This window comes from Variovorax robiniae (assembly GCF_037889955.1).
Classification (GTDB): Bacteria; Pseudomonadota; Gammaproteobacteria; order Burkholderiales; family Burkholderiaceae_C; genus Variovorax; species Variovorax robiniae.
The window spans coordinates 562,770-588,128 of the sequence record NZ_JBBKZS010000001.1 but is presented as its reverse complement, the minus strand read 5'-3'; the positions used below and the strand labels follow the sequence as shown (position 1 = coordinate 588,128).

At 65.9% G+C, this 25,359-nt stretch carries 22 protein-coding genes; 9 read left to right on the top strand and 13 right to left on the bottom strand.

Annotated elements, in window-relative coordinates:
- The first annotated feature begins 58 nt into the window (after positions 1-58).
- Positions 59-1,345, top strand: coding sequence for an aminotransferase class V-fold PLP-dependent enzyme (locus tag WKW79_RS02500; protein ID WP_340333511.1), 1,287 nt, complete (start codon positions 59-61; stop codon positions 1,343-1,345).
- Positions 1,346-1,400: 55 nt separating this feature from the next.
- Here the strand turns inward: WKW79_RS02500 and WKW79_RS02495 are convergent, their stop codons facing one another.
- From WKW79_RS02495 to WKW79_RS02455, 9 genes are all read right to left on the bottom strand, one after another.
- The gene (locus WKW79_RS02495) at positions 1,401-1,892 is read right to left on the bottom strand and encodes a hypothetical protein (protein ID WP_340333510.1); all 492 of its coding nucleotides are present in this window, start codon (positions 1,890-1,892) and stop codon (positions 1,401-1,403) included.
- Positions 1,893-1,938: 46 nt separating this feature from the next.
- Positions 1,939-2,640, bottom strand: a complete 702-nt coding sequence (locus tag WKW79_RS02490; protein WP_340333509.1) for an ABC transporter ATP-binding protein — start codon at positions 2,638-2,640, stop codon at positions 1,939-1,941.
- A gap of 1 nt (position 2,641) precedes the next feature.
- Positions 2,642-3,388: an ABC transporter ATP-binding protein gene (locus tag WKW79_RS02485; RefSeq protein ID WP_340333508.1), complete on the bottom strand. Its 747-nt coding sequence runs from the start codon at positions 3,386-3,388 to the stop codon at positions 2,642-2,644.
- Entirely contained in the window at positions 3,385-4,335 is a 951-nt protein-coding gene (locus WKW79_RS02480; protein WP_340333507.1) for a branched-chain amino acid ABC transporter permease, read from the bottom strand. The genes WKW79_RS02485 and WKW79_RS02480 overlap by 4 nt, the downstream gene beginning before the upstream one ends.
- On the bottom strand, positions 4,332-5,204 hold the full coding sequence (locus WKW79_RS02475) for a branched-chain amino acid ABC transporter permease (protein WP_340333506.1): 873 nt from the start codon (positions 5,202-5,204) through the stop codon (positions 4,332-4,334). The genes WKW79_RS02480 and WKW79_RS02475 overlap by 4 nt, the downstream gene beginning before the upstream one ends.
- A 194-nt stretch (positions 5,205-5,398) precedes the next feature.
- Positions 5,399-6,565, bottom strand: coding sequence for an ABC transporter substrate-binding protein (locus tag WKW79_RS02470; protein ID WP_340333505.1), 1,167 nt, complete (start codon positions 6,563-6,565; stop codon positions 5,399-5,401).
- Entirely contained in the window at positions 6,562-7,362 is an 801-nt protein-coding gene (locus WKW79_RS02465; RefSeq protein ID WP_340333841.1) for an alpha/beta fold hydrolase, read from the bottom strand. Before WKW79_RS02465 ends, WKW79_RS02470 begins: the two co-directional genes overlap by 4 nt.
- 178 nt (positions 7,363-7,540) lie before the next feature.
- On the bottom strand, positions 7,541-9,091 hold the full coding sequence (locus WKW79_RS02460; protein ID WP_340333504.1) for a benzoate-CoA ligase family protein: 1,551 nt from the start codon (positions 9,089-9,091) through the stop codon (positions 7,541-7,543).
- 28 nt (positions 9,092-9,119) lie between these two features.
- A complete protein-coding gene (locus tag WKW79_RS02455; protein WP_340333503.1) occupies positions 9,120-9,584 on the bottom strand; it encodes a 4-hydroxylaminobenzoate lyase in 465 nt (154 codons plus the stop codon).
- 172 nt (positions 9,585-9,756) lie between these two features.
- Here WKW79_RS02455 and WKW79_RS02450 point away from each other — a divergent pair, with 172 nt between their 5' ends.
- The 5 genes from WKW79_RS02450 to WKW79_RS02430 all read left to right on the top strand — a co-directional run bounded on the left by WKW79_RS02450 (position 9,757) and on the right by WKW79_RS02430 (position 15,806).
- Positions 9,757-10,668, top strand: coding sequence for a helix-turn-helix transcriptional regulator (locus WKW79_RS02450; protein WP_340333502.1), 912 nt, complete (start codon positions 9,757-9,759; stop codon positions 10,666-10,668).
- Between the two features lie 145 nt (positions 10,669-10,813).
- Positions 10,814-12,484, top strand: coding sequence for a 2,3-epoxybenzoyl-CoA dihydrolase (gene boxC / locus WKW79_RS02445; protein WP_340333501.1), 1,671 nt, complete (start codon positions 10,814-10,816; stop codon positions 12,482-12,484).
- A gap of 22 nt (positions 12,485-12,506) precedes the next feature.
- On the top strand, positions 12,507-13,934 hold the full coding sequence (gene boxB / locus WKW79_RS02440; protein ID WP_340333500.1) for a benzoyl-CoA 2,3-epoxidase subunit BoxB: 1,428 nt from the start codon (positions 12,507-12,509) through the stop codon (positions 13,932-13,934).
- Positions 13,935-14,070: 136 nt separating this feature from the next.
- On the top strand, positions 14,071-15,345 hold the full coding sequence (gene boxA / locus WKW79_RS02435; RefSeq protein ID WP_340333499.1) for a benzoyl-CoA 2,3-epoxidase subunit BoxA: 1,275 nt from the start codon (positions 14,071-14,073) through the stop codon (positions 15,343-15,345).
- Positions 15,346-15,368: 23 nt separating this feature from the next.
- Positions 15,369-15,806: a MaoC family dehydratase gene (locus WKW79_RS02430; protein WP_340333498.1), complete on the top strand. Its 438-nt coding sequence runs from the start codon at positions 15,369-15,371 to the stop codon at positions 15,804-15,806.
- An 82-nt stretch (positions 15,807-15,888) separates the two neighbouring features.
- On the opposite strand, the gene WKW79_RS02425 is transcribed toward WKW79_RS02430, so the two are convergent.
- From WKW79_RS02425 to WKW79_RS02410, 4 genes are all read right to left on the bottom strand, one after another.
- Positions 15,889-16,155: a hypothetical protein gene (locus WKW79_RS02425; RefSeq protein ID WP_340333497.1), complete on the bottom strand. Its 267-nt coding sequence runs from the start codon at positions 16,153-16,155 to the stop codon at positions 15,889-15,891.
- 45 nt (positions 16,156-16,200) lie between these two features.
- Positions 16,201-16,980, bottom strand: coding sequence for an enoyl-CoA hydratase/isomerase family protein (locus WKW79_RS02420; RefSeq protein ID WP_340333496.1), 780 nt, complete (start codon positions 16,978-16,980; stop codon positions 16,201-16,203).
- Positions 16,981-17,160: 180 nt separating this feature from the next.
- Positions 17,161-21,207, bottom strand: a complete 4,047-nt coding sequence (locus tag WKW79_RS02415; RefSeq protein WP_340333495.1) for a Pls/PosA family non-ribosomal peptide synthetase — start codon at positions 21,205-21,207, stop codon at positions 17,161-17,163.
- 253 nt (positions 21,208-21,460) lie between these two features.
- Positions 21,461-22,291 carry an IclR family transcriptional regulator gene (locus WKW79_RS02410; protein ID WP_340333494.1) on the bottom strand — a complete coding sequence of 277 codons (831 nt, stop codon included), beginning with the start codon at positions 22,289-22,291 and terminating at the stop codon, positions 21,461-21,463.
- 175 nt (positions 22,292-22,466) lie between these two features.
- Between WKW79_RS02410 and WKW79_RS02405 the strand changes: the two genes are divergently transcribed.
- From WKW79_RS02405 to WKW79_RS02395, 3 genes are read left to right on the top strand one after another with little or no spacing between them, the layout of a single operon-like run.
- The gene (locus WKW79_RS02405) at positions 22,467-23,426 is read left to right on the top strand and encodes an MBL fold metallo-hydrolase (protein WP_340333493.1); all 960 of its coding nucleotides are present in this window, start codon (positions 22,467-22,469) and stop codon (positions 23,424-23,426) included.
- 33 nt (positions 23,427-23,459) lie between these two features.
- Positions 23,460-25,130, top strand: a complete 1,671-nt coding sequence (locus WKW79_RS02400) for an FAD-dependent oxidoreductase (RefSeq protein ID WP_340333492.1) — start codon at positions 23,460-23,462, stop codon at positions 25,128-25,130.
- Between the two features lie 10 nt (positions 25,131-25,140).
- The gene (locus WKW79_RS02395) at positions 25,141-25,347 is read left to right on the top strand and encodes a DUF2783 domain-containing protein (RefSeq protein ID WP_340333491.1); all 207 of its coding nucleotides are present in this window, start codon (positions 25,141-25,143) and stop codon (positions 25,345-25,347) included.
- The last annotated feature ends 12 nt before the right edge of the window (positions 25,348-25,359 follow it).

Genomic DNA, 25,359 nt, shown 5'->3' with positions numbered 1-25,359 from the left:
CATGGCCGCGGCCCTTGTTTCTTCACCGAATCCTATTCACAAACATTGGAAGTCCAACATGAACACCGACCAGGGCGCGCTCTTCCCCGATGCGCTGATGCAAGAAATCAAGAGCCGCTTCCACTATGTCGACCACGACATGAACGGACGGCAACGACTCTTCTTCGACAACGCCGGCGGCTCGTTTCGGCTCAAGGCCGCGGTCGAGCAGATGGGCCGCATCGATGCCTTGCCCGACTGCCCCGAGCGCATCCATGAGCTGGCGATCTTCCTGCAGCGCGTGCAGGCCCAGGGAACGGACGAACTTCGCACGATCCTGAACGCGAAAGGCGGCAGCGTCTACGCCTCGCTCACCGCGTCCGGCGGCATGTTCGACATGGTGCGCGCGGTGGCCGAGAACGTGCCTGGCACGAACATGGTGACGACCGTGCTGGAACATCCTTCGTCCTTCGACGCGATGTCGCTCTATGCCGAACGCCTTGGCAAGACGCTGCGGGTCGCGCAGTCCAACCCGGTGACGGGCGGCGTCGATGTCGAGGAGATCGTGGGCCTGGTCGACCAGGACACGGCGCTGCTGAGCGTGATCTACGCATCCAACATCTCGGGCGCCAAGCTGGACATCGAGCAGATCGTCAAGCGCGCACGCGCCATCAAGCCGGACCTCTACATCATCGTGGACGCGGTGCAGCACGCGCCGCATGGCTTGATCGACCTGCAGAAGACACCGGTGGACGGCATCAACATCGCGCCCTACAAATTCTTCGGCTGCAGGGGCTCGGGCATGTCGTGGGTGTCGGATCGCGCGTCGGTGTTGCCGCACCACAAGCTGGCCGGCAAGAAGAAGGACTTCTGGGACCTGGGCAGCGCTGCGCCCTGGCAATTCGCGGTCATCACCGAGATCGTCAACTACGTCTGCTGGCTCGGCGGGCAGTCCAGCCAGAGCGAAGACCGGCGCGAACTGTTCGCGAGCGGCATCCACCGCATCGAGTTGCATGAGCGCGCACTGCTTGCCCGCCTGCTGGACGGCGACGACAACACCACCGGCCTGCGCCGGATGGACAACGTGCGCGTCTTCCTCGACTACGAAGACCTCAGCAAGCGCGACCTGATCCTCGCCATCGGTATCGACAACCTGGAGCATGCGCAGGCGGTGCGCGAGTACGAGAAGCGCGGCGTGATCGTCTACGAGCGGGTGGCGACGAGCCTGTATTCGAAGCGGATGCTGCAGTCTTTCGGGCTAGAGGGGGCGATTCGCGTGTCGCCGCTGCATTGCAATTCGGCGGCCGATATCGACCGCTTCCTGCAGGTCACGCGGGAGATCAGCGAGGCGTTTGCCACTGCTTGATCAGGCGCTGGGCCATGCGGTAGTCCACGCGTTTCCTGTCACGTCGGGCGAACGTTCAGCCCGGCGCATCTGCGGCAGAGAAATATCGCTTTGCCTTGCCCGAAAAGGTGACCGCATAGCCCCACCAGGCGAACAACAGCGGCATGAAAACGAGACGTCCGAGGTAGCCGCCGGCGCTTTCGGCGTCGTTGGCATAGGTGGTGGTGTCCGGGCGCAACATGAAAAAGGCGGCAAGGCTCGCGATGGCCAGCAGGCCGAGCCACCGTCCCCACTGCCTCCGACGAAATATGCCGAGCATCGTTGCGAGCAATGCGGCGGCGACGGAAATGCGCAAGGCGACGCCGACCGCCAGCGCCTGGAAATCCCGGAGGTCTGCCCAGCGAGATGCAATGAACCAGATGAACTTCGCGGACCCGGCGAAGAAAATGATCGTCGTCGCCAAGAGGAGGAACAGAAGAAGCCAGATGGAAACAGGTCGGCGAGCAGGCGATGGCGGGCCGTCGTGGTGCAACGGGCTTTGCGGCGGGCTGTATGGATTCGGTTGCATGGGCAATTCTTGAGGAACGGGCGCGGGCCCCGTGGATCGCGAGTGATCAGACGCCCAGCAACGCAGACAACGCCTCGGGAGCCGCCACAAGCGCCGCCGATTCCGAGGCCAGCACGATCCGCCCCTTCTCCATGACCACCGCCCGGTCGGTGTGTCCCAGCACCTTGCGCCAGTCGCGGTCGACGATCAGCGTGGCGATGCCGGTGCTGCGTATGTCGGCGATCACGCGCCAGATCTCGGCGACGATCAACGGCGCCAGGCCTTCGGTGGCTTCGTCGAGGATCAGCAGGCGCGGGTTGGTCATCAGCGCGCGGCCGATCGACAGCATCTGCTGCTCGCCACCGGACAACTGCTGGCCGCCGTGCGAGAGCCGTTCTGTGAGGCGCGGGAAGGTCGCCATCACGCGGTCGAAGGTCCAGGCGCGCTGGCCGTCGATGCCGGCGCGGGCGCTCATCAATAGGTTCTCCTTGACGGAGAGGTTCGGGAAGATGCCGCGGCCTTCCGGCACATAGCCGATGCCGCGGCGCGCCATCCTTTCCGGCACCCAGCCGGTCACGTCCTGCCCGTCCAGCTTCACCTGGCCCGAGGCAGGGCGCACGTAGCCCATCAGCGTGCGGATCAGCGTGGTCTTGCCCATGCCGTTGCGGCCGAGCAGGCCGACGGATGTGGACGCCGGCAACTCGACATCCACGCCGCGCAGGATGTGGCTGTCGCCATAGTAGGTGTTGATGCCTGTGACGGTCAGCATGTCAATGGTCCTCGCCCAGGTACGCGGTGCGGACTTCGGCGTTGTTGCGGATCGCATCCGGATCGCCTGTCGCAATGACGGCGCCATTCACCATCACCGTGATGCGGTCGGCAATGCGGAACACCGCGTCCATGTCGTGCTCCACCAGCAGGATCGCATGCGAGGTCTTGAGCTGCGTCAGCAGCGCGAGCATGCGTTCGGTTTCCTCGGCGCCCATGCCGGCGAGCGGTTCGTCCAGCAGCAGCACGCGCGGCCGCGTGGCCAGGCACATCGCGACTTCGAGCTGCCGCTTGGCGCCATGGCTCAGCGTGCCGGCGATGCGTTGTGCATCGGCTGCGAGGCCGGCCGCGGCCAGGGCTTCGTCAGCCGCGGCATTGCTTGCACTGCAACGCGCGGAGGCCTCCCAGATAGCCCAGGGACGCGGCGCCGCTGCCTGCGCGGACAGGCGGCAGTTTTCATGCACCGAGAACTCCGGGAAGATCGTCGTGCGCTGGTAGCTGCGGCCCACGCCGTCGCGGGCGCGGCGCGACTGGGCGCGCGTCGTGATGTCCTCGCCTTCGAGCGTGATGCGGCCTTCGGACGCGGCGATCTCGCCCGAGAGCATGTTGATCAGCGTGGACTTGCCCGCGCCGTTGGTGCCGATGACCGCATGCACTTCACCGCGGTGCAGGTCGATGTTCACCGTGTTCACGGCGATGAGCCCGCCGAAGCGGCGCGTGAGTTTTTCTACAGCCAGCAATGCGCTCATGTGTTTGCCTTTGGAGACAGCCTAGAGGCGATGCCGATGATGCCCTTCGGCAGCAGCGCCACGAACGCGATGATCGCGAGGCCCAGCGTCAATTGCCAATGATTGGCCAAGGGTCCGACGAAGGCTTGCGTCGACAGCAGTTCCTTCAACAGCGTGAACGCGATGGCGCCGATCACCGCGCCGCGCAGGTGCCCGAGCCCACCCAGGATGATCATCAACAGCACCTCGCCCGAGTTGTGCCAGGCCAGCAGTTCAGGATTGACCACGCCGTCGCGCGAGGCCACGAGGAAGCCCGCCAGCCCCGCCAGCGCACCGGCCAGCACGAAGGCCGCCAGCTTGTAGCCATACACCGGGAAGCCTGCAGCCCGCATGCGCTGCTCGTTGACGCGGATGCCGGCCAGCGCGGCGCCGAAGCGCGACCGGCGGATCAGCGCGAGCAGGCCATAGGTGAACACCAGCGCGATCAGCACCGCATAGAACTGCACATGCCGGTTGTCCATGTCGATCGAACCCAACACCGGCCGGATGTACATGTAGATGCCGTCGCTGCCACCACCGACCTTGGTGTCGTGGAACACGAAGAAGGCCATCTGCGCGAAGGCCAGCGTCACCATGATGAAGTACACGCCGCGCGTGCGCAGGCTCAGCGCTCCCACGATCAGCGCATAGGCCGCCGCGCAGCCCATGGCAAGCGGTAGCAAGGTCGCGATAGATCCGCCTTCCTTGCCCGAGCCGAGCACCGTGGCATAGGCGCCGATGCCGTAGAAGGCCGCATGGCCCAGGCTCACCAGGCCGGTCATGCCGACCAGCAGTTCCAGGCTCAGCGCGAAGATCGAGAGGATCATCACCTTGACGATGAAGTCCGAAACGTACGGGCTCAGCATCGGCCCCAGCACTGCAAGCAGCAGCGCACAAACCAGCGGCAGGAAGTGATTGAGGTGCTTCACGTCTTGCGCCCCATCAAGCCCTCGGGCCGCCAGATCAGCACGATCGCCATCAGCACATAGACCCCCATGCCACTCAGTTCCGCGAAGAACACCTTGCCGAACGTGTCGACGAAACCGACGAGCAACGACGCGACCAGTGCCCCCGTGATCGACCCGATGCCGCCGATCACCACCACCACGAAGCAGATGATCAGCACGCTCGCGCCCATGCCCGGATACACCGAGGACATCGGCGCCGCGATCATGCCGGCCAGCGCCGCGAGTGCCACGCCGGCCGCGAACACGATGCGATACAGCCTGCGGATGTCGATGCCCAGGCCGCGCACCATGTCGCGGTTGCTGGCGCCGGCCCGCACCATCATGCCGAGCCGCGTGCGGTTCACCACCCAGTAGAGCCCGATGGCCAGCACGATGCAGGCGGCCGATGCGAAGAGCCGGTACCACGGGTAGGTCATGAGACTGCCCAGCGCGAAGCTGCCATCCAGCCACGGCGGCACTTTCACGCCATGCACGTCATTGCCGACGAGGATCGAGCGCAGTTCCTCGAACACCAGGATGAGCCCGTAGGTCATCAGCACCTGCTGAAGATGCTCGCGCTGGTAGAGAAAACTGAAGAAGGCCCATTCGAGCAGGTAGCCGAACACCGCGGCCAGCACCACGCCGGCCAGCAGCATCAGGATGAACTGGTCACCGAACAGCGGCGCCAGCGCGAACGCCATGTAGGCGCCGATCATGTAGAAGCTGCCGTGCGCCAGGTTGATGACGCCCATGATCCCGAAGATCAGCGTCAGCCCGGAGGCGACCAGGAACAGCAGCAAGCCGTACTGGACGGCGTTCAGGCATTGAACGAGGAAGGTTCCGATATCCACTCTCAAGGTTCCTCGGTTGGTCTGTTCTTGAAACGCAGCAGAGCCGGCTTGGCCGGCCCGCAGGCGTTGTCCCTGTCAGGGGTTTGCGACACGAAATGCGCAGAGGATGGGGGCGGGCGGCGATCCTTTCGGACCGCGGGCCTTGCCCCTTGGAAGGAGGTGGCGGAGACCACGCTGCGTGCTCCGCCTCGGTGCTACATCTTGCAGCCGCGCGCCGGATCGGCCAGGCCCTTCACCGCCACATTCACCAGCTTGTTCTCCTTGCCCTCGACCTTGCGCAGGTAGAAGTCCTGCACCGGGTTGTGCGACTTGCTGATCGAGAAGGTGCCGCGCGGGCTGTCGATCTTGGCCTTCTCGATGGCGCCGGCGAATTCCGCCTTCTTCGTGAGGTCGCCCTTCACCGCGTTCATGCCGATCGCGAGCATCTGCGCCGCGTCATAGCCCTGGACCGCATACACGTCGGGTTGCAGCTTGAACTTGGTGGCATAGGCCGTGCGGAACGCGTTGTCGCGCGCCGTGTTCAGGCCGTCCGCATAGTGCAGCGTGGTCAGCATGCCCTGGGCGGCGTCGCCTTGTGCTTCCAGCGTGCCATCGGTGAGGAAGCCGGGGCCGTACAGCGGGATGTTCTTGTTGAGCCCGGCCGCCGCGTAGTCCTTGACGAACTTCACCGCGCCGCCGCCCGCGTAGAAGGCATACACCGCATCGGGTTTGGCCGCCGCGATCTCGGTCAGCAGCGCCTGGAACTCGACGTTGGGGAAGGGCACCGTGAGTTCCTTCGTCACCTTGCCGCCGCCCTTCTCGAAGCCTTCCTTGAAGCCGGCCACCGACTCGTCGCCGGCCGCGTACTTCCAGGTGATGGTCATCGCGGTCTTCTTGCCCTGCTTGGCCGCGACTTCCCCCATCGCATAAGCCGGCTGCCAGTTGGAGAAGGAGCTGCGGAAGATGTTGGGCGCGCACATCGGGCCGGTCACCGCGTCGGCGCCGCCGTTGGGCACGATCAGCACGGTGCCGCTTTCCTTCGCGGCCTTGGCCATGGCCATGACCACGCCCGAGTGCACGGTGCCGATGATCACGTCGACGTTGTCGCGCTTGATGAGCTTGTTGACGTTGTCGGTGGCCTTGGCCGGGTCGGATTCGTCGTCGACCTTGATGTATTCGATCTCGCGCCCGCCGATCTTGCCGCCGAGTTCGTCCACGCGCAGCTTGAAGCCGTTCTCGATGGCCACGCCGAGCGCGGTGTAGGTGCCGCTGTAGGGCAGCATGAGGCCGACCTTCAGCTTGCCTTGCTGGGCATGCCCCAGGGTGGCGATGCAAGCCAGGGCGAGGGCGGTCAATGTGGTGCGTGCGATGCGTTGACTCATGGTTGGAGGCTCCGGTTCTGTTCTATGAAATTGAGTGCCGCGACTATGACGTTTTCTGGTTGATCCCGATGTGGGGAATGTCCGCAGTCCCGTATTTCCACCAGTTGCGTTTGCGGCACGCGGCGCGCGATGCCGCGGATCTGCTCCAGCGTGCCGTACTCGTCGTCGATGCCCTGCATCGCGAGCACGGGGCACTGGATGGCATCGAGTTCAGCCTCGATGTTCCATTGGCGAAAGGGCGGGTGCAGCCAGATGCGGTTCCAGCCCCAGAAGGCGGAATCGGCACTGTCGTGGTACTTGCCGAGGCGCTGGGGCAGGTCGGTGGTCTCGTAGGCCTTGCGCGCTTCCTCGATGTTCGCGACCGTCACGTCTTCCACGAAGAGGTGTGGCGCGAGGACGACGATGCCCGCCACGGCGTGGGGGAATCTCGCGGCGTAGAGGAGGGCGATGGAGCCGCCGTCGCTGTGGCCGAATAGCCAGGGCTTTTCGTGGAGGTCGATCGCATGAAAGAAAGCCGGTAGCACTTCGTGTGCCTGGCGGTGCATGAAGTCGACGTCCCAGCGTTCGTCTTCGTCGCGCGGCGTCGATTGGCCGTAGGCGGGGCGGGAGAACACCAGTCCCCGGTAACCGCCGGCATCGCAGAACTGTTGCGGGAAGTCCTTCCACATGGCGACGGAGCCGAGGCCTTCGTGGAGGAAGACGATGTGGGGGGCGTGGGTGCGTTCCGGGGCGATGCGAATGTATTCAATGCTCACGTCGCGCTCGCGCCAGCGGATGGATGCGAACTCGGTCTTCACTTCGACGTCCCCCTCTTCACTCCCTCTCCCTTTGGAAGAGGGCTGGGGTGAGGGCACTGGGCGGTGGATGAGGTGGTGCGATTGCAAAGGCCCGGAGCCCTCACCCTGACCCTCTCCCGGAGGGAGAGGGAACAAGACGGGGCCCTCTCCCGCAGGGAGAGTGAAGAGAACTCGAGGCTCATGCGCGTTCCTTCTCGCGCAGCCGGAATCGCTGAATCTTCCCCGTCGCCGTCTTCGGCAACTCCTCGATGAACTCGATGAACCGCGGGTACTTGTACGGCGCCAGCCGTTCCTTCACAAAGGTCTTGAGCTCGTCATCGCTCACCGACTGCCCCGCCTTCAGCACCACATACGCCTTGGTCTTGGTCAACCCATCCGCGTCTTCCTTGCCGATCACCGCGGCCTCGAGCACAGCCGGATGCAGCATCAGTGTCGACTCGACCTCGAAGGGCGACACATAGATGCCGCTGACCTTCAACATGTCGTCGCTGCGCCCCGCGTAGGTGTAGTAGCCATCGGCGTCGCGCGAGTACTTGTCGCCGCTCTTGGTCCAGCCTTCATGGAAGGTGTCGCGCGTTTTCTCGGGATTGCCCCAGTACATCAGCGCCGCGCTCGGCCCCTTGATGTAGAGGTCGCCGACTTCGCCGACGGCCACCGGCTTGCCATCCTCCCCGCGCAGTTCGATCTCGTAGCCCTCGACCGGCTTGCCGGTGGTGCCGTAGCGGATGTCGCCGGGCCGGTTCGAGATGAAGACATGCAGCATCTCGGTCGAACCGATGCCATCGATGATCTCGCAGCCATAGTGCGCCTTGAATCGTTGTGCGATCTCGCCGGGCAGCGCCTCGCCGGCCGATGAGCACATGCGCAACGCCACCTTGTCGCGCGCCGGCAGCCCGGGCGAGGCGAGCATGCCCGCGAAGCCGGTCGGCGCACCGAAGAAAACCGTCGGGCGGATGCCGTCGGCGGTCCAGCGCTTGAAGGTGGCATCGGGCGTGGGCCGCTCGGCCATGAGCACCACGGTCGCGCCGACCGAGAGCGGGAAGGTGAGGGCGTTGCCCAGGCCATAGGCAAAGTACAGCTTTGCCGCGGAGAAGCAGACGTCGTCCTCCGTCAGCCCGAGCACCGGCTTGCCGAACAGCTCCGCCGTCCACCACGGGTTGGCATGGGTATGCACCGTGCCCTTGGGGCGGCCGGTCGATCCGGAGGAGTAGAGCCAGAACGCGTGGTCCTGCGGCGCGGTGGCGGCGGGCGCCGAAAGCGGCTCGGCCGTGGCGATCACTTCGTCGATACGCGCAGCGCCGGCCGGCAGGTCGCCCACGGGATGCGACACGAACAACTGCCGCACCTGGTGCGGCCCCTTCGCCATCGCCTGCTGCAGCACCCCCAGCAACGCGCCCGACACCAGCGCGGCCTTCGCGCTGCAGTGGTCGAGCATGTAGGCGTAGTCGTCCGCCGTCAGCAGCGTGTTCACCGCGACCGGCACGATGCCCGCGTACAGGCTGCCGAGGAAGCTGACCGGCCAATCGTTGCTGTCGAGTTGCAGCAGCAGTACGCGGTCTTCGCGCTGGATGCCCGCGGCCAGCAACGCCGATGCGAGTTGCCGGGCGCGCGCTTCGAGCTCGCCATAGGTCATCGTGCCGTGGTCGTCGACATAGGCGACCTTCTGCGCGCGGCCTCGGTTCAGCGCGAACAGGTGCTCGGCGAAATTGAAGTTCGGGGGCAGGCTCATTGTTCTTGTCTCCTCGGTCCGTTGTGCTTCAGCGGGTGAACTGGATCTGGCCCTCGGGCAGAAGGTAGAGCACCAGCGCGCGGCCCGCGCCCACCGTCGGGAAGTGCGCGCTGCCGGGCGGATAGACGCACCAGCCGGCCGGCCGCCCATCGAAGGTTGCGTCGCCCTCCAGCGGCATGATCAGGTCGATCTCTCCATTGGGATGGCTGTGGTGCGGCCCGGCGATGTCGCGCATGTCGACCACGTCGACCGAGAAGCGATGCAGCGCATCCTCTGCCTTGAACACGCGCCCGTAGCGGATGCCACCGCCTTCGCGCTCGCACAGCCAGCCTTCCGCCACGCCTTCGATGCAGGCTTGCTTCAGCGAATCGAAGCTGGCGGTGCCGGCGCCGTGGTGGGCGTTGAGCCAGGTGTCGAGCTCGGTATCTAGCGGACGGCCCGCGATCTCCGTCGTCAGGCCCGCGACAAGCTGGTGAAAGGATTCCTTGGACATCGTGGGTCTCGTGGGTGGTGTTGCAACTTCGTCGCCTGGCGCCTTGCGGCAACTCGCCATGTGCAGTATCTTGCCTGTGAGGAACAATACGCACGCATCGAAACGCTGTCAAGCAATATAGTGCATGAATGGTGTTAACCCCAAGATTTCCCGCAAGGCCGAAGGACCGGACATGAATGAGCGAGCCCACGAAACCGTGAGCGTGGTGGACGAGGCGTCGAAGAATCCGCTGCTGGTGGCGCTCGGCGAACGCGTGCGCAACCTGCGTGCACGCCGCGGCCTGACACGCAAGGCCGTCGCGGTGGCCGCCGACGTGTCCGAGCGGCACCTGGCCAATCTGGAATACGGCACCGGCAATGCCTCGATCCTGGTGCTGCAGCAGGTCGCCGGCGCGCTGCAATGCTCGCTGGCCGAACTGGTCGGCGACGTGACGACCAGTTCACCGGAGTGGCTCTTGATCCGCGAGTTGCTGGAGCGGCGCGGCGAGGCCGACTTGCGCCGGGCGCGCATCGCTCTCGGCGAATTGCTGGATTCGTCGTCTGTCGACGCGTCGCGCAATCGGCGCATCGCGTTGATCGGCCTGCGTGGCGCCGGCAAGTCCACACTGGGGCAGATGCTCGCCGACGACCTGGAAGTGCCCTTCATCGAGCTGAGCCGCGAGATCGAGAAGGTCGCCGGCTGCAGCGTGCGCGAGATCCACGATCTCTACGGCACCAACGCCTACCGCCGATACGAGCGCCGGGCGCTGGAGGAAACGGTGCAGATCTACAGCGAAGTGGTGATCGCCACGCCGGGCGGCATCGTCTCCGACCCGGCGACCTTCAACCAGTTGCTGGCCCACTGTGCCACCGTCTGGTTGCAGGCCGCGCCCGAGGAGCACATGGGCCGCGTCGCCGCGCAAGGCGACACCCGTCCGATGGCCGCCAGCAAGGAGGCGATGGACGACCTGCGTCGCATCCTGGCCGGTCGCGCCGCCTTCTATTCCAAGGCCGACATGGTGGTCGACACCTCGGGGCGCGACCTGGCGCAGAGCTTCCAGGCCTTGCGCGCGGCGGTTCGGGAAAGCCTCGCGGAAGCCGCCTGAAAGACGTTGGACGTCACAACTTGTAAAGGGGCGATGCATCGCTTGACGCCGCTACAAACATGCATAATGATGCATGTCATGGCGGAAAATAAAATCCGTCACATGCATTATTATTCTCAAACCCACCGCACCAGGAGACCTCGACATGACTGAAACCGCCACCGTGCCGGCATCCGTGGACTACCGCACCGACCCGACCCAATACCGCCACTGGAAGCTCAGCGTCGATGGCGCGGTGGCCCGACTGTCGCTCGACATCGCCGAAGACGGCGGCATCCGCCCCGGCTACAAGCTCAAGCTCAACAGCTACGACTTGGGCGTCGACATCGAGTTGAACGACGCGCTCAACCGCGTGCGCTTCGAGCATCCGCAAGTGCGCTCGGTCATCGTGACCAGCGACAAGGACCGCATCTTCTGTTCCGGCGCCAACATCTTCATGCTGGGCGTGTCCAGCCACAGCTGGAAGGTCAATTTCTGCAAGTTCACCAACGAGACGCGCAACGGCATCGAGGACACGTCGAAGCACTCCGGCATCAAGTTCCTGGCCGCGGTGAATGGTGCCTGCGCCGGCGGCGGCTACGAGTTGGCCCTGGCCTGCGACGAGATCTACCTGGTGGACGACCGGTCTTCTTCCGTGTCGCTGCCCGAAGTCCCGCTGCTCGGCGTGCTGCCCGGCACCGGCGGCCTCACGCGGGTCACCGACAAGCGGCATGTGCGCCACGACCTGGCCGACATCTTCTGCACCAGTGTCGAAGGTGTGCGCGGCCAGCGCGCGGTCGACTGGCGCCTGGTCGACAAGGTGGTGAAGCCCGCGCAGTTCGCGGCCACCGTGCAGCAACGCGCGGTCGAACTCGGCGAAAAGAGCGATCGCCCGGCCGATGCCCAGGGCGTCGAATTGACCCGCATCGAGCGCGAGGACGGAGAGAACAGCCTGCGCTACAAGCATGTGCAGGTCGAGATCGACCGGGCAGGGCGCTCCGCCACTTTCACGGTGCACGCGCCCGTGGGCGCGCAGCCCACCGACATCGCCGGCATCGAGTCCGCGGGCGCCTCGTGGTGGCCCTTCGCGATGGCGCGCGAACTGGACGACGCCATCCTCTGCATGCGCACCAATGAGCTGAACATCGGCACCTGGGTGCTCAAGACCAAGGGCGACCCGGCGGCCGTGCTGGCCAGCGACGCCACCATGCTGGCCAACAAAGGCCACTGGTTCGTGCGCGAGACGATCGGCCTGCTGCGCCGCACGCTGGCCCGCCTGGACGTGTCCTCGCGCAGCCTGTTCACGCTGATCGACTCCGACTCCTGCTTCGCCGGCACCCTGGCCGAACTGGCCTTCGCCGCCGACCGCGCCTACATGCTCGCGCTGCCGGACGATCCGGAGCATGCGCCCAAGCTCTCGCTCAACGAACTCAACTTCGGCAAGCTGCCGATGGTCAATGACCAGAGCCGGCTGCAGCGCCGCTTCTACGAGGAAGAAGCGCCGCTGGCCGCAGCCCGCGCCAGCATCGGCCAGGAACTGGACGCCGATGAGGCATTGAAGCTGGGCCTCGTCACCATGGCCCCTGACGATATCGACTGGGCCGACGAGATCCGCATCGCGATGGAAGAGCGCGCCGCCATGTCGCCCGACTCGCTGACGGGCCTGGAAGCCAACTTGCGATTCGCACAGCGCGAGAACATGAACACACGCATCTTCGGTCGCCTCACTGCCTGGCAGAACTGGATCTTCAACCGCCCGAACGCCGTCGGCGAGAAGGGTGCGCTCAAGGTCTACGGCACCGGCCAGAAGGCCGGCTTCGACCTGAATCGCGTCTAAAGAACAAACCCAAGGAAGCACGATGAGCACGATCAACTACAGCGAGAAGATCCCCAACAACGTCAACCTCGGCGAGGACCGCACGCTGCAGCGCGCGCTGGAAGGCTGGCAGCCGAACTTCATCAACTGGTGGGACGACGTGGGCCCGGACGGCTCGACCAACTACGACGTCTACCTGCGCACGGCCGTGAGCGTCGACCCGCAAGGCTGGGCGCAGTTCGGCCACGTGAAGATGCGCGACTACCGCTGGGGCATCTTCCTGAACCCGGGCGATGCCAACCGCGAGATCCACTTCGGCGACCACAAGGGCGAGAAGGCCTGGCAGGACGTGCCCGGCGAGCACCGCGCCAACCTGCGCCGCATCATCGTGACGCAGGGCGACACCGAGCCGGCCTCGGTCGAGCAACAACGCCACCTTGGCCTCACCGCGCCGTCGATGTACGACATGCGCAACCTGTTCCAGATCAACGTGGAAGAAGGCCGCCACCTGTGGGCGATGGTCTACCTGCTGCACAAGCACTTCGGCCGCGATGGTCGCGAAGAGGCGGAAGCGCTGCTGCACCGCCAGTCCGGCGACGTGGACAACCCGCGCATCCTCGGCGCCTTCAACGAGAAGACGCCCGACTGGCTGGCCTTCTTCATGTTCACCTACTTCACGGACCGCGATGGCAAGTTCCAGCTGTCCGCATTGGCGGAGAGTGCGTTCGATCCGCTGGCCCGCACCACGAAGTTCATGCTGACGGAAGAAGCGCACCACATGTTCGTCGGCGAGAGCGGCGTCTCGCGCGTGCTGTCGCGCACCGCGGCCGTGATGAACGAGCTGAAGACCGACGATCCGCAGAAGGTGCGTGCTGCAGGCGCCATCGACCTCGGCACGATCCAGCGCTACCTGAACTTCCACTACAGCGTGACCATCGACCTGTTCGGCGCCGACCAGTCGAGCAACGCCGCCACCTTCTACAGCTCCGGCCTCAAGGGCCGCTACGAGGAAGGCAAGCGCACCGACGACCACATCCTCAAGGGCCAGACCTACAAGGTGCTGGAGGTCAAGGACGGCCAGCTCTTGGAGAAGGAAGTGCCGATGCTCAACGCACTGAACGAAGTGCTGCGCGACGACTTCATCAAGGACTCGGTGGCCGGTGTCGGCCGCTGGAACAAGGTGCTGGAAAAGGCTGGCATCCCGACCCGACTCACGGTGCCGCACAAGGCCTTCAATCGACAGATCGGCGCGCTCGCCGGCATCAAGATGTCGCCGGAAGGCCGCGTCGTCAACGAGCAGGAATGGGCTGCGAAGAAGAGCGAATGGCTGCCGACTTCGGACGACTTCGCCTTCGTCGCATCGCTGATGGGCCGCGTCATCGAACCCGGCAAGTTCGCAGGCTGGATCGCACCGCCGGTGATGGGCATCAACCGCCAGCCCGTCGACTTCGAATACGTCCGCTTCGGCTAAGTGGTATTGACTCCTTCCCCCTTTGGGGGAAGGCAGGGATGGGGGCACACGGCGCACCCAAGACAACCGCCGCTTGCCCCCTCCCAACCCTCCCCCGGGAGGGGAGGGCTCGAAGAAGGACTCAAGGAGACACACGATGAACATGAGCGAAGTCAACGTCATCAAGCAGCACTTGATCGACCCCGAGATCTGCATCCGCTGCAACACCTGCGAGGCCACCTGCCCGGTCGGCGCCATCACGCACGACGACCGCAACTACGTCGTGCGCGCCGACGTTTGCAACAGTTGCATGGCCTGCATCTCACCGTGCCCCACGGGCTCGATCGACAACTGGCGCACCATGCCCCTGGTTCGCGCCTATTCCATCGAAGAGCAACTCACCTGGGACGAACTGCCCGCAGAGCTGACTCCCGAACAACTCGAAGCCGAAGGTGTGTCGAGCGTCGACGAGCCCGTGCAACCCGCGACGGCTGCAGCACCGCAGCCGCCCTCCGAACCCGGCGAGTCCGTCTTCAATTCAGCCCAATACGGCGCCACCGTTCCTCCCTGGTCCGCCGCACACGCCTACACCAACCTGCACCCGCCGAAGAAGCCCACCACCGCCACCGTGGTCGGCAACTTCAACTGCACCGAAGCCGGCTTCGAGAACCAGACCCACCACATCGTGCTCGACTTCGGCGCGATGCCTTTCCCGGTGCTCGAAGGCCAGTCGCTCGGCATCATCCCGCCCGGAACCGATGCCAATGGCAAACCGCATTTCGCGCGCCAGTACTCCGTCGCCAGCCCGCGCAACGGCGAGCGGCCCGGCTACAACAACGTCTCCCTCACGGTCAAGCGCGTCACGGAAGACCATCAGGGCAAGCCCGTGCGCGGTGTCGCGAGCAACTATGTCTGCGATCTGAAAGTGGGTGACAAGGTCCAGGTGGTCGGCCCCTTCGGCGCGTCCTTCCTGATGCCGAACCATCCCAGGTCGCACATCGTCATGATCTGCACCGGCACCGGCAGCGCACCGATGCGCGCCATGACTGAATGGCGACGGCGCCTGCGCAAGAGCGGCAAGTTCGAGGGCGGCAAGTTGCTGCTGTTCTTCGGCGCACGCACGCAGCAGGAACTGCCGTACTTCGGCCCCCTGCAGACGCTGCCCAAGGACTTCATCGACATCAACTTCGCGTTCTCTCGCACGCCGGGCCAGCCCAAGCGCTATGTGCAGGACATGATGCGCGCGCGCGCGGCCGACCTGGTCGAGTTGCTGAAGGATGGCCAGTCGCACTTCTACGTGTGCGGCCTCAAGAGCATGGAAGAGGGCGTGGTGCTGGCATTGCGCGACGTGGCCACGGAAGCCGGCCTGGATTGGGATGCCATCGGCGGCAGCCTGAAGTCGGAAGGGCGGCTGCACCTCGAGACCTATTGAGCCAGGCCCTACGATGCGAGGGCATGAAGTTCGCTGAATTCCACGTCGGCCAGGTGCTCGAGGCAGGGCCTGTCCAGGTCACGGAAGAAGAGGTCCTGTCCTTCGCACGCGCCTGGGATCCGCAGTGGTTCCACACCGATCCGGCCGCCGCCGAAGAAGGGCCGTTCCAGGGACTGATCGCGAGCGGCTGGCATACCTGTGCGATTGCCATGCGCCTGATCGCCGACAACGTGCTCGCAGGCTCGGAGTCCTTTGCGTCGCCGGGGCTCAAGTACGTGAAGTGGCCCAAGCCGGTGCGACCCGGCGATGTCTTGCGTCTGGAGGCGGAAGTGCTCGCCGTGCGCGCCTCGCGCAGCGGCAAGGCGCTGGGCATCCTGGATTGGCGCTGGATGCTGTTCAACCAGCACGGCCTGATGGTGCTGGACCTCGAAGCGACCAGCCTGTTCAAGCTGCCGAGTTAGCGCTTGACTTCACTCCCTTTCCCTCCGGGAGAGGGCAGGGGCATCAGCCTTCAAGCACGCCCAGCCCCTGCAATCGTCCCCGCTACAAGGCCTTCCACTTCAACACGATCGCAACCACCGCCGGCACACCAAACAAAACGAGCCACACAGGCAGTTCCTCCGCGACGCCGTAGCCCGCTTTGCTGACTCCGACCCACATGTTGAACGAGGTCAGCGCAAGCCAGAGCGCGACGAATGTCGTGATCGCCACGGATGCCGCATTCTGGAAGTTCTCGGAAAACAGCTTGGCGACGATGACGGTCGCCGCGAGCAGCAGGAAGCCAGCAAGAAGGAAGAGGCCTGTGCGCATGGTGTGCTCCTTTTGCGCCTCATCGTAGCAAGGGAGCCCGGAGCTCTACGAAGCTTTGCCTCGCTGAACGAACGCCTCGACCCGCGCCGCGGTGTCGGGGTTCGAGAAGCAGGCCATCGCCGCCTGCTCCTCCAGGTCGAGCGCGCTTTCCAGTTGCGTCCGCAATTGCGACGTCATGACCTTCTTGAGTTGCAAGGTCGCCGTCCGGGAGCGTTCCGCGACGTGCCCGGCCAGTTCCAGTGCAGTCGACAACACGGCATCGCGCGGCACCACGCGATTGACAAGCCCCAGCTGCTGCAAGGTGTTTGCTCCCAACCGTTCGCCCAGCACGATCAGTTCCACCGCGCGCTGCTGCCCGACAAGCCGTGGCAGCAAGTGTGTCACGCCACCCGTCACGAACTGGCCCAGCGCCATCTCCGGAAAGAACGCGACCAGGTCGTCGGCGGCCACCACCATGTCGCAGTTGAACACCCATTCGAAGCCCGCCCCTACCGCATAGCCGTGCACAGCGCCGATCACGAGCTTGGGGCCGAACATGATGTCGCGCGTGATCTGCTGCACGCGCCGACCCATCTCGGCGACGGACTCGTTGCTCGCGGACTGCTCGCTGAATTCCTTGAGGTCGTCTCCGGCGCAGAAGGCGCGCCCCGCGCCGGTCAGGACGATCACGCGCGTCTGCGGGTCGGCATGGGCGGCGAGCAAGGCTTCATGGAAGTCCTGCAACAGCCGTGCACCGATGGCATTGAGACGCTCCGGGCGGTCGAGCGTGACGATGCTGACCGGGCCGTGTGAGGCGCGTCTGACGTGGGGCTTGTCTGGCTGCATGGTGCGCACTTGTTGTTGGCCGATGGAGCTTGCCATACTCCGCGCCGGGGTTTGGCTCGCTCTCCCCGCTGGGGAGAGGACTGGGGTGAGGGGCATGGGCCTGTCCACCGCCTCGCCCAGTTCAACGGCCCAGTGCCCTCACCCCGACCCTCTCCCAAGGGGTGAGGGGGTAAGAGAGAGTCAGGCTGCGCGCACGGGCATCGCCGGATTCCCACTCCACCGCGATGCCGGCGGAATGCTCTCGCCCTTCATCACCAGCGTCAGCGGCCCCAGTTGCGCGCCGTCGTGCACCACCGCGCCGTACAGCACGATGCTGCGCGGCCCGATGTTCACGCGCGAGCCGATGTTCACGTGATGCACCTTCATCACCCGATCCTCGAACAGGTGGGTCTGCGGGCAGCACTGCGCGTTCAGCTCGCTGTAGGCGCCGATGCGCACGCAGTCGAACTCGGTCAGGTCGGTGGTGTCCAGGTACACCCCGCGGCCGATGCGCGCGCCCAGCAGGTTGAAGGCAATCGGCAGCCATGGCGTGCCGCGCAGGTAGTTCATGAAGTTGGGCACCGCGATGCCCTCGTAGATGTTCGTCGCCGCCTCGGACAGCCAGACGAAGGGCGTCCACATCGGCTTGGCAAGCGGCTTGTAGCGGCGCAGGAACAGCCACTTGAACAAGGCCACGAACACGAAGGTCGACAGGCCGAAGATCAGCCCGTCGAGCGTCAGGTAACCGATCACCGCGCCCCAGTCGTCCCGCGCAGCCGCGGGCATGACCGCCTGCACGATGCTGTAGCCCGTGGCGATCACGATGGCGTGCGGAACGACGATGCGGAAGGCCTCGACCAGCCCGCGCCCGAGCCGCCGCAACGGCGAGGGATTGAAGGTGACCGATTCCGGATGCCCCGTGACCACTTCGCGCGCCGGCAGGCGCAGCGCGGGCGAGCCGAGCCAGGTCTCGCCGCTTTGCATGACCGCCGCATCGGGCGCGCGGCCCAGCACGCCGATCAGCACGTTCTCCGGCACCGTGGTGCCGTCCGGGATGTAGGCGCCGTTGCCGATGAAGCTGCGGCGGCCGACGGTGGTCGGCTGCATCGTCAGCCAGCCGCCGTCGATCTCCTCGTCGCCCAGCAGCACTGCGTCCGCTATGAAAGTGCCGTCGCCCAGCGTGAGCATGTCCGGCACCACGCCGAGTGCCGTGGAGATTTCGGCATTGCGACCCACCTTGGCGCCCAGCAGGCGGTACCACATGGGTGCGAACAGCGTGGCATACACACCATGCAGCACTTGCAGGCTCGATTCCTGGATCTGGTTGACCAGCCACTTGCCGCAGTAGACGTTGCTGTGCACCGGCCAGCTGCCGCTCTTCAGCCGCGGCAGCACGCTCCAGCGGATGCCGGCCGAGACCAGCGCCGTCAGCACGATCATCACCGGGCTGGCCAGCAGCGCCAGGCCGAAGTACTTGAAGATCAGCAAGGCCGAGTTGGAGGCTTCCCAGGTCGCGCCTTCGCTGGGGTCCAGCCAGTCGATCAGCATGAAGGTCGGGAACACTGGCAGGAAGAACAGCGCGGCCACCAGCATGGCGCCCAGGACGAAGAACACGCCCTCGCCGAGCAGGCGGCGCGATGTGACGGGCAGGCGTGCCCGCAGCGTCGCCGGATCGAAGGCCCCCATGTCGCGTGCCGGGGCCCCGCTCCAGACGCGCCGGGCCGGCATGGCCTGGCCGTCGGCGAGTGCGGACTGGCCATCGAGATGGCCCCAGTCGCCGACGGAGGTGTTGCCTTCCAGCACGGCATAGGAGCCGATGTGCGCCTCGGCGCCGATCGCGATCGGGCCGATCAGCAACTCGCCGCAGAACACCCGCGCGTTCTCCAGGTTGACCGCGTTGCCGATGCTGGCGCCATCGCCCACCGAGAGCAGGTCCGGCGCGCGCACCTTGACCGAGCCGATCATCACGTCCCTCCCGATGCGCGCACCCAAGGCACGCAGCCACCAGGAATGCAGCGACGACCCGCTGATGAAATAGGTCGGCGCCGCATCGCACAGCCGGTCGGCCAGCCACCAGCGGAAGTAGGTGAGGCCCCAGAGCGGATAGCGGCCCGGCTTCAACCGACCGGCGATCAGCCACTTGCCTCCGATCGCAATGGCGAACTCCAGGATCGTGGTGGCGAGGAAGGCGACGATGGACATCGTGACCGCGAACGGAATCGAATCGTCCGGGCCGCCGGTGTAGAAGTGGTAGGTGAAGAAGGGTGCGAGCCACTGCATCATGCGCAGCGCGACCAGGCCCGGAATGGCGGCAGCTTGCGCCAGGCCGCAACGCCAGCGGCGCCATGCGGAAGGCGGCGTCCAGTCGGGCACCTGCTCGGCAGGCTGCACGCTGCTGGCCTCCAGCGCGGCGGCGATGGCGCCGACCGTGCGGTGGGTGTAGATGTCGCGCACCGTGATGCTGGTGAAGCGCGGATCGGCGCGCAAGGTGGTCGCGAGCCGCGCCGCCATCAGGGAGTGGCCGCCGAGTTCGTCGAAGAAGTCCGAGGTGCGCCGGATCGCGAAACCCGGGAACAGGGTGGACACGGCCGCGAACACGGCTGCCTCGGTGGGCGACTCCGGCGTGTCCGAGCCCTCCGTGGACGCCGCGGCTTCCGCCAGTGGCTGCGCCTTGAGCACCTTGCGGTCGATCTTGCCGGAGGGCAGGCGCGGCATCTGCGGCAGCACCTCGAAGCGGCCCGGCACCATGTAGGGCGGCAGGCGCTCGGCCAGCGCTGTGCGCAGTGCGGCGGCCGATACCGTAACGCCGCTCTCGGCCACCAGGAACGCGATCAACTGGTCGACGCCGTCCACGGCGCGCAGCACCACGGCCACGGTGCCGACGCCCGGCTGCTGCGCCAGCACGGCCTCGATCTCGCCGAGCTCCACGCGGAAGCCGCGGATCTTGACTTGGTCGTCGGTGCGGCCCAGGCACTGCACATTGCCTTCCTCGTCGATGCGCGCGAGGTCGCCGGTGCGGTAGAGGCGCGCCTCGCTGGCGTCGCCGGCCCAGGGGTTGGGCAGGAACTTCTCGGCCGTCAGTTCAGGTCGGCCAAGGTAGCCCGCGGCTACGCCGGGGCCGGTGATGCACAACTCGCCGACTTCGCCGCGTGGCAGCAACACCGGACCGGTGGGCGCCATCTCAGGCGCAATCACCAGCATCGCGTAGTTGGGCAGCGGCTGGCCGATGGTCACGGGTTCGCCGGCGGACAGTTCCGCCATGCTCGCCGACACGGTCGCCTCGGTCGGGCCGTAGCTGTTGAACACCTGCCGGCCGGCCACGGCCCAGCGCTCGACCAGCGATGCCGGACACATCTCGCCGCCGAGGTTGATGATGCGCAGCCCGGGCACGTCGCGATCGAACAGGGCCAGCAAGGTCGGCACGGCATGCAGCACGCTGACCTGGTGCTCGATCAGCGCGCGGGGCAGGGCCTCGGGGTCGGACGCGATGAGCTTCGGTGCGATCCACAGCGTGGCGCCAACCAGGTAGCTGATCCAGATCTCCTCGAAGGACATGTCGAAGGCAACCGAGAAGCCTTGGTACACCTTGTCGTCCTGCCGCACGCCCAGCAGCGCGTTCTCGCTGCGCAGGAAGTGGCAGATGCTGCCCTGCGTGATCGCGATGCCCTTGGGCTTGCCGGTGGAGCCGGAGGTGTAGATCACGTAGGCCGGATGCGATGGCAGCGCGCCTTCGCGGCGCAGTGCGGCGCCCGTATCGAAGGGCAGGGCCAGCAGCGCCTGCGCGGTCCACAGCGGGCGTCCACCGGCGCCCAGCCTCGGCGCGAATTCATCGCAGCTCACGATGCCCACCGCATCGGCGTCATCCAGGCAGACGCCGACGCGGTCGACGGGGGTGTCGGCATCCAGCGGCAACCAGGCGGCACCGGTCTTGGCAATCGCCAGCTGCATCACCAGCAGGTCCAGTCCGCGCGGCAGCCACAGGCCCACGATACGGCCGGGGCGCACGCCGCCTTCGATCAGCCGGGACGCGGCCCGGTCGGCCATCCGGTCCAGTTCTCCGTAGCTCAGCGACTGCTCGCCGAAGATCAAGGCCGTCTGGCCGGGGATTCTTGCGGCGGTGGCTTCGAACAGGTCCGCGAGGATTTCCGTCCGGATGAACTCTGGCCGTTGCGGGCCGCGGACGATGTGGGGGGAGTCGGCGCTGGAGGGAAGGGAGGGTTCGGGCGGGGTCGAATCGGTGCGGTACATCGGGGGTCCAGGGGGCGGGCGCGGCGGGAAAAACGGCCGGCTGCCGATCTCCCGATTTTCCCATTCCCAACGTGCTGAACCCCTTGTGCGTGGACAGCGGAAAGCGGAGTACACGCAAACATTTGCGCATAAAAGTGTCTTGCAGAAGACGGATTGCTTGTGAACCTGACCACTGCCTGACCAAACGCGATGCGCCTCACGATCCCCTCCCGCCAACGCCGTGTTTCGCTGGCCGCCGCGCCATGCTTGAAGTTCAGGGCGCCGGTGCGCCGAGTCGCTGCGAGACTTGGCGTGCGCAGCCCTTGAGTGCGCGCGCCACCTCGCCATCCCAATCGCTGTCGAACACGCCCGCCGCGCCGATCGCCGTGACCGCCAGCACGATCGCGCCCTTGTGGTCGAACACCGGCGCCGCCATTGCATTGACGCCGGGCACGATCTCGCCGGTCGAGCGGCTGAGGCCGTGGCACTTGACCTCGTCGAGATGCGCTTCGAATTCGCGCCACGTCGGTACCGGTGCGGCGGTCGGCATGCCGGGCTGCGGTGCCGTGCCAACGCGCTCGCGCTGCTTGCGGCGCGCCCGTTCCTCCTCCAGGAAGCGCTTCACCACCGCCGGCTCCATGTAGGCGCCGAAAAGGCGGCCCGATGCGGTATCAGTCAGCGAGAACACGGTGCCGTGCCGCATCACCACATGCACGGCGGCGGGCGACTCCGCAAGCCGCACGATGGTCGCGCCTCGGTCGCCCCACACCGCGATGGCCACGGTCTGGCCGATGCTCGCCGCCAGCGCGTCGATCAGCGGCGAGGCGATCTGCACCGGGTTGTTCTGCTGAAGCCCGATCAACCCCAATTGCAATGCCAGCGGACCGAGCAGATATTGGCCGCTGACGGGATCCTGCTCGATCAAGCCCAGCCGGCCGAAGCTCACCATGTAGGGGTGCGCCTTGGCCGGCGCCATGTCCGCCTCGCGGGCGAGATCGCTCAGGGCCATCGGCCGGCCGTGGTGCACCAGGGCGCGCAGCAACTGGCCGCCCACCTCGACGCTCTGGATGCCGCGTTGCTGGCGCGTTTCGACTTCTTCGCTCATGTCCGTACCCCTCATCAATCGCTCGGATTAGACAACGACAAACACGTTGAACCATCGCTAACCAAGGGTAATCACCTATTCGTCATTCACAAATTGATTCGTCCTGTGCGAATCATTGATTGGATAATTGCAAATAAGTTAGGTTTAGACAAACACCAAACAGGAGCCCACCCCGATGACCGCCACGAAGAAATTTGCCTCCCAAGCCGACCTCGAAGAGAAGAAGGTCACCTTCAGCCAGATCTCCGAGCACGCCTGGGCCTACACGGCCGAAGGCGATCCCAACACCGGCATCATCATTGGCGACGACGCGGTGCTTGTGGCCGACACCCAGGCCACGCCGGCCATGGCCGCCGACGTGATCCGCCGCATTCGCGAGGTGACCGACAAGCCGATCAAGTACGTCGTGCTCACGCACTACCACGCGGTGCGCGTGCTGGGCGCAAGCGCCTACAAGCCGCAGCAGATCATCGCCAGCCAGGACACCTATGACCTGATCGTCGAGCGCGGCGAACAGGACAAGGCCAGCGAGATCGGCCGCTTTCCGCGCCTGTTCCAGAACGTCGAGACGGTGCCGGCCGGCATGACCTGGCCGACCATGACCTTCACCGGCAAGATGACGCTGTGGCTGGGCAAACTGGAAGTGCAGTTGCTGCAACTCGGCCGTGGCCACACCAAGGGCGACACGGTCGTGTGGCTGCCGGGCGAGGGCGCGCTGCTGTCGGGCGACCTGGTCGAGTTCGGCGCCACGCCGTATGCCGGCGACGCCTATTTCAAGGACTGGCCGAAGACGCTCGACAACATCGCCGCGCTCAAGCCCAAGGCCGTGGTGCCGGGCCGCGGCGCCGCATTGACCACGCCCGATGAAGTGGCGAAGGGCCTGAGCGAAACGCGTGACTTCATCGCCGATGTGTATTCGAACGTGCAGAAGGGCGTCGCCGCCGGCAAGGACCTGAACGCGGTCTACAAGGACACCTTCGCCGCCCTCAAGCCCAAGTACGGCCACTGGGTCATCTTCGACCACTGCATGCCCTTCGACGTGACGCGCTGCTACGACGAGGCCACGCAGTACGCGAACCCGCGCATTTGGACGGCCGAGCGCGACATCGAGATGTGGAAGACGCTCGAAGGCTGAGCCGCCGCCGTCACACCATCGGAGAAAAGCACCATGCAGTTGAACGAACTTGCGTCCCGCAAGGGGGAAGCCGTCGACTACCAGAAGCTGGCGTTCGACTACGTGCGCCATGCGGACCAGGATGCCGCCAAGCCTGTGCGTCGGCCCGTGGTCGTGGTCGGTGCCGGCCCGGTGGGCCTCGCGCTGGCCATCGACCTGGCGCAGCGCAGCGTGCCGGTCGTCTTGCTCGACAACGACAACACGCTCTCCACCGGCTCGCGCGCCATCTGCTTCGCCAAGCGCACGCTGGAAATCTTCGACCGACTCGGTTGCGGCGATCGCATGGTCGCCAAGGGCGTGTCGTGGAATGTCGGCAAGGTCTTCTTCAAGCAGGAGCAGGTCTACAGCTTCGACCTGCTGCCAGAGGCAGGCCATTCGCGGCCGGCCTTCATCAACCTGCAGCAGTACTACGTCGAGGGCTTCTTGGCCGAGCGCGCGGCCGAGTTGCCGCTGATCGACCTGCGCTGGAAGAACAAGGTGGCCGGCGTGGTGCAGCACGCTGACCATGTGACGCTGACGGTCGAGACGCCCGACGGTCCCTACCTGCTGGAGGCCGACTACGTTGCCGCCTGCGACGGTGGCCGTTCCAGCGTGCGCCAACTGCTGGGCCTGGAAAGCAAGGGCCGCCAGTTCAAGGACCGCTTCCTCATCGCCGACGTCAAGATGAAGATGGACCGGCCCGCCGAGCGCTGGTTCTGGTTCGACCCGGAGTTCCACCCCAACCAGAGCGTGCTGCTGCACATGCAGCCCGACAACGTCTGGCGCATCGACTTCCAGATCGGCTGGGACGCCGACCCGGAAGAAGAGAAGAAGCCCGAGAAGATCATCCCGCGCGTGAAGGCGCTGCTCGGCGAGGACGCGCAGTTCGAACTCGAATGGGCCAGCGTCTACACCTTCTCCTGCCTGCGCATGGAGAAGTTCCGCCATGGCCGCGTGCTGTTCGCCGGTGACTCGGCGCATGGCGTGTCGCCCTTCGGTGCGCGGGGCGCCAACTCGGGTGTGCAGGATGCGGAGAACCTGGCCTGGAAGCTGGCGGCCGTGCTGCAACGCCAGGCATCGGACGCGCTGCTCGACAGCTACGGCCAGGAGCGCGAATACGCCGCCGACGAGAACATCCTGAATTCGACGCGCGCCACCGACTTCATCACGCCCAAGAGCGAGGTCAGCAAGCTGTTTCGCGATGCGGTGCTGGAGCTGTCCAAGTCACATGCCTTCGCGCGGCGGCTGGTCAACAGTGGCCGTCTCTCGGTGCCCGCGACGCTTCATACGTCGGCGTTGAACACGCCCGATGCGCAAGCCTTCAACGGCCGCATGGTGCCGGGCGCCGTGGCTGCCGACGCGCCGCTGGTCCGCAAGGACGGCAGCCCGGGCTGGTTGCTGGAGCGTTCCAGCGGCGAGGCTTTCACGGCGCTGGTGTTCGGCATCGACGTGAAGTCGGACCGCGCCGCTCGCGCCGTGGCCGAGGCATCGGCAGCTTCGCATGTGCCGGTGACGACCGTGGTGGTGCCGCTCGACGATGCGCACGCCTTGGCCGCGCAACGCTATGACGCGGAAGTCGGCACCGTCTACCTGCTGCGACCCGACCAGCACGTCTGCGCGCGCTGGCGCGAGCCCGACGTCGCCGGCATCCGCGCCGCACTGGACCGTGCGCTCGCCTGGGCCTGAAGGAATCACCATGCTGCAAGTCACCCAACCCCATCTCATCACCGCGTCCAACCTCGACGTGCCCGACGATTTCTACGAGGCGCTGATCGAGTCGCATCAAGGGCTCTCTGCCGAAGAGAGCCATGCCTTCAACGCGCGCCTCGTGCTGCTGCTGGCCAACCACATCGGCTCGATGCCGGTGCTGCGCGAAGCGTTCGCCGCGGCCCGGCGCGCGTGAACCACTTTCCGT

Excerpts from the sequence above, each read along its gene's own strand:
- WKW79_RS02500 (WP_340333511.1), top strand. The coding sequence starts at position 59 with ATGAACACCGACCAGGGCGCGCTCTTCCCCGATGCGCTGATGCAAGAA.
- WKW79_RS02495 (WP_340333510.1), bottom strand. The coding sequence starts at position 1,892 with ATGCAACCGAATCCATACAGCCCGCCGCAAAGCCCGTTGCACCACGAC.
- WKW79_RS02490 (WP_340333509.1), bottom strand. The coding sequence starts at position 2,640 with ATGCTGACCGTCACAGGCATCAACACCTACTATGGCGACAGCCACATC.
- WKW79_RS02485 (WP_340333508.1), bottom strand. The coding sequence starts at position 3,388 with ATGAGCGCATTGCTGGCTGTAGAAAAACTCACGCGCCGCTTCGGCGGG.
- WKW79_RS02470 (WP_340333505.1), bottom strand. The coding sequence starts at position 6,565 with ATGAGTCAACGCATCGCACGCACCACATTGACCGCCCTCGCCCTGGCT.
- WKW79_RS02460 (WP_340333504.1), bottom strand. The coding sequence starts at position 9,091 with ATGAGCCTGCCCCCGAACTTCAATTTCGCCGAGCACCTGTTCGCGCTG.
- WKW79_RS02455 (WP_340333503.1), bottom strand. The coding sequence starts at position 9,584 with ATGTCCAAGGAATCCTTTCACCAGCTTGTCGCGGGCCTGACGACGGAG.
- WKW79_RS02450 (WP_340333502.1), top strand. The coding sequence starts at position 9,757 with ATGAATGAGCGAGCCCACGAAACCGTGAGCGTGGTGGACGAGGCGTCG.
- boxC (WP_340333501.1), top strand. The coding sequence starts at position 10,814 with ATGACTGAAACCGCCACCGTGCCGGCATCCGTGGACTACCGCACCGAC.
- boxB (WP_340333500.1), top strand. The coding sequence starts at position 12,507 with ATGAGCACGATCAACTACAGCGAGAAGATCCCCAACAACGTCAACCTC.
- boxA (WP_340333499.1), top strand. The coding sequence starts at position 14,071 with ATGAACATGAGCGAAGTCAACGTCATCAAGCAGCACTTGATCGACCCC.
- WKW79_RS02430 (WP_340333498.1), top strand. The coding sequence starts at position 15,369 with ATGAAGTTCGCTGAATTCCACGTCGGCCAGGTGCTCGAGGCAGGGCCT.
- WKW79_RS02425 (WP_340333497.1), bottom strand. The coding sequence starts at position 16,155 with ATGCGCACAGGCCTCTTCCTTCTTGCTGGCTTCCTGCTGCTCGCGGCG.
- WKW79_RS02420 (WP_340333496.1), bottom strand. The coding sequence starts at position 16,980 with ATGCAGCCAGACAAGCCCCACGTCAGACGCGCCTCACACGGCCCGGTC.
- WKW79_RS02415 (WP_340333495.1), bottom strand. The coding sequence starts at position 21,207 with ATGTACCGCACCGATTCGACCCCGCCCGAACCCTCCCTTCCCTCCAGC.
- WKW79_RS02410 (WP_340333494.1), bottom strand. The coding sequence starts at position 22,291 with ATGAGCGAAGAAGTCGAAACGCGCCAGCAACGCGGCATCCAGAGCGTC.
- WKW79_RS02405 (WP_340333493.1), top strand. The coding sequence starts at position 22,467 with ATGACCGCCACGAAGAAATTTGCCTCCCAAGCCGACCTCGAAGAGAAG.
- WKW79_RS02400 (WP_340333492.1), top strand. The coding sequence starts at position 23,460 with ATGCAGTTGAACGAACTTGCGTCCCGCAAGGGGGAAGCCGTCGACTAC.
- WKW79_RS02395 (WP_340333491.1), top strand. The coding sequence starts at position 25,141 with ATGCTGCAAGTCACCCAACCCCATCTCATCACCGCGTCCAACCTCGAC.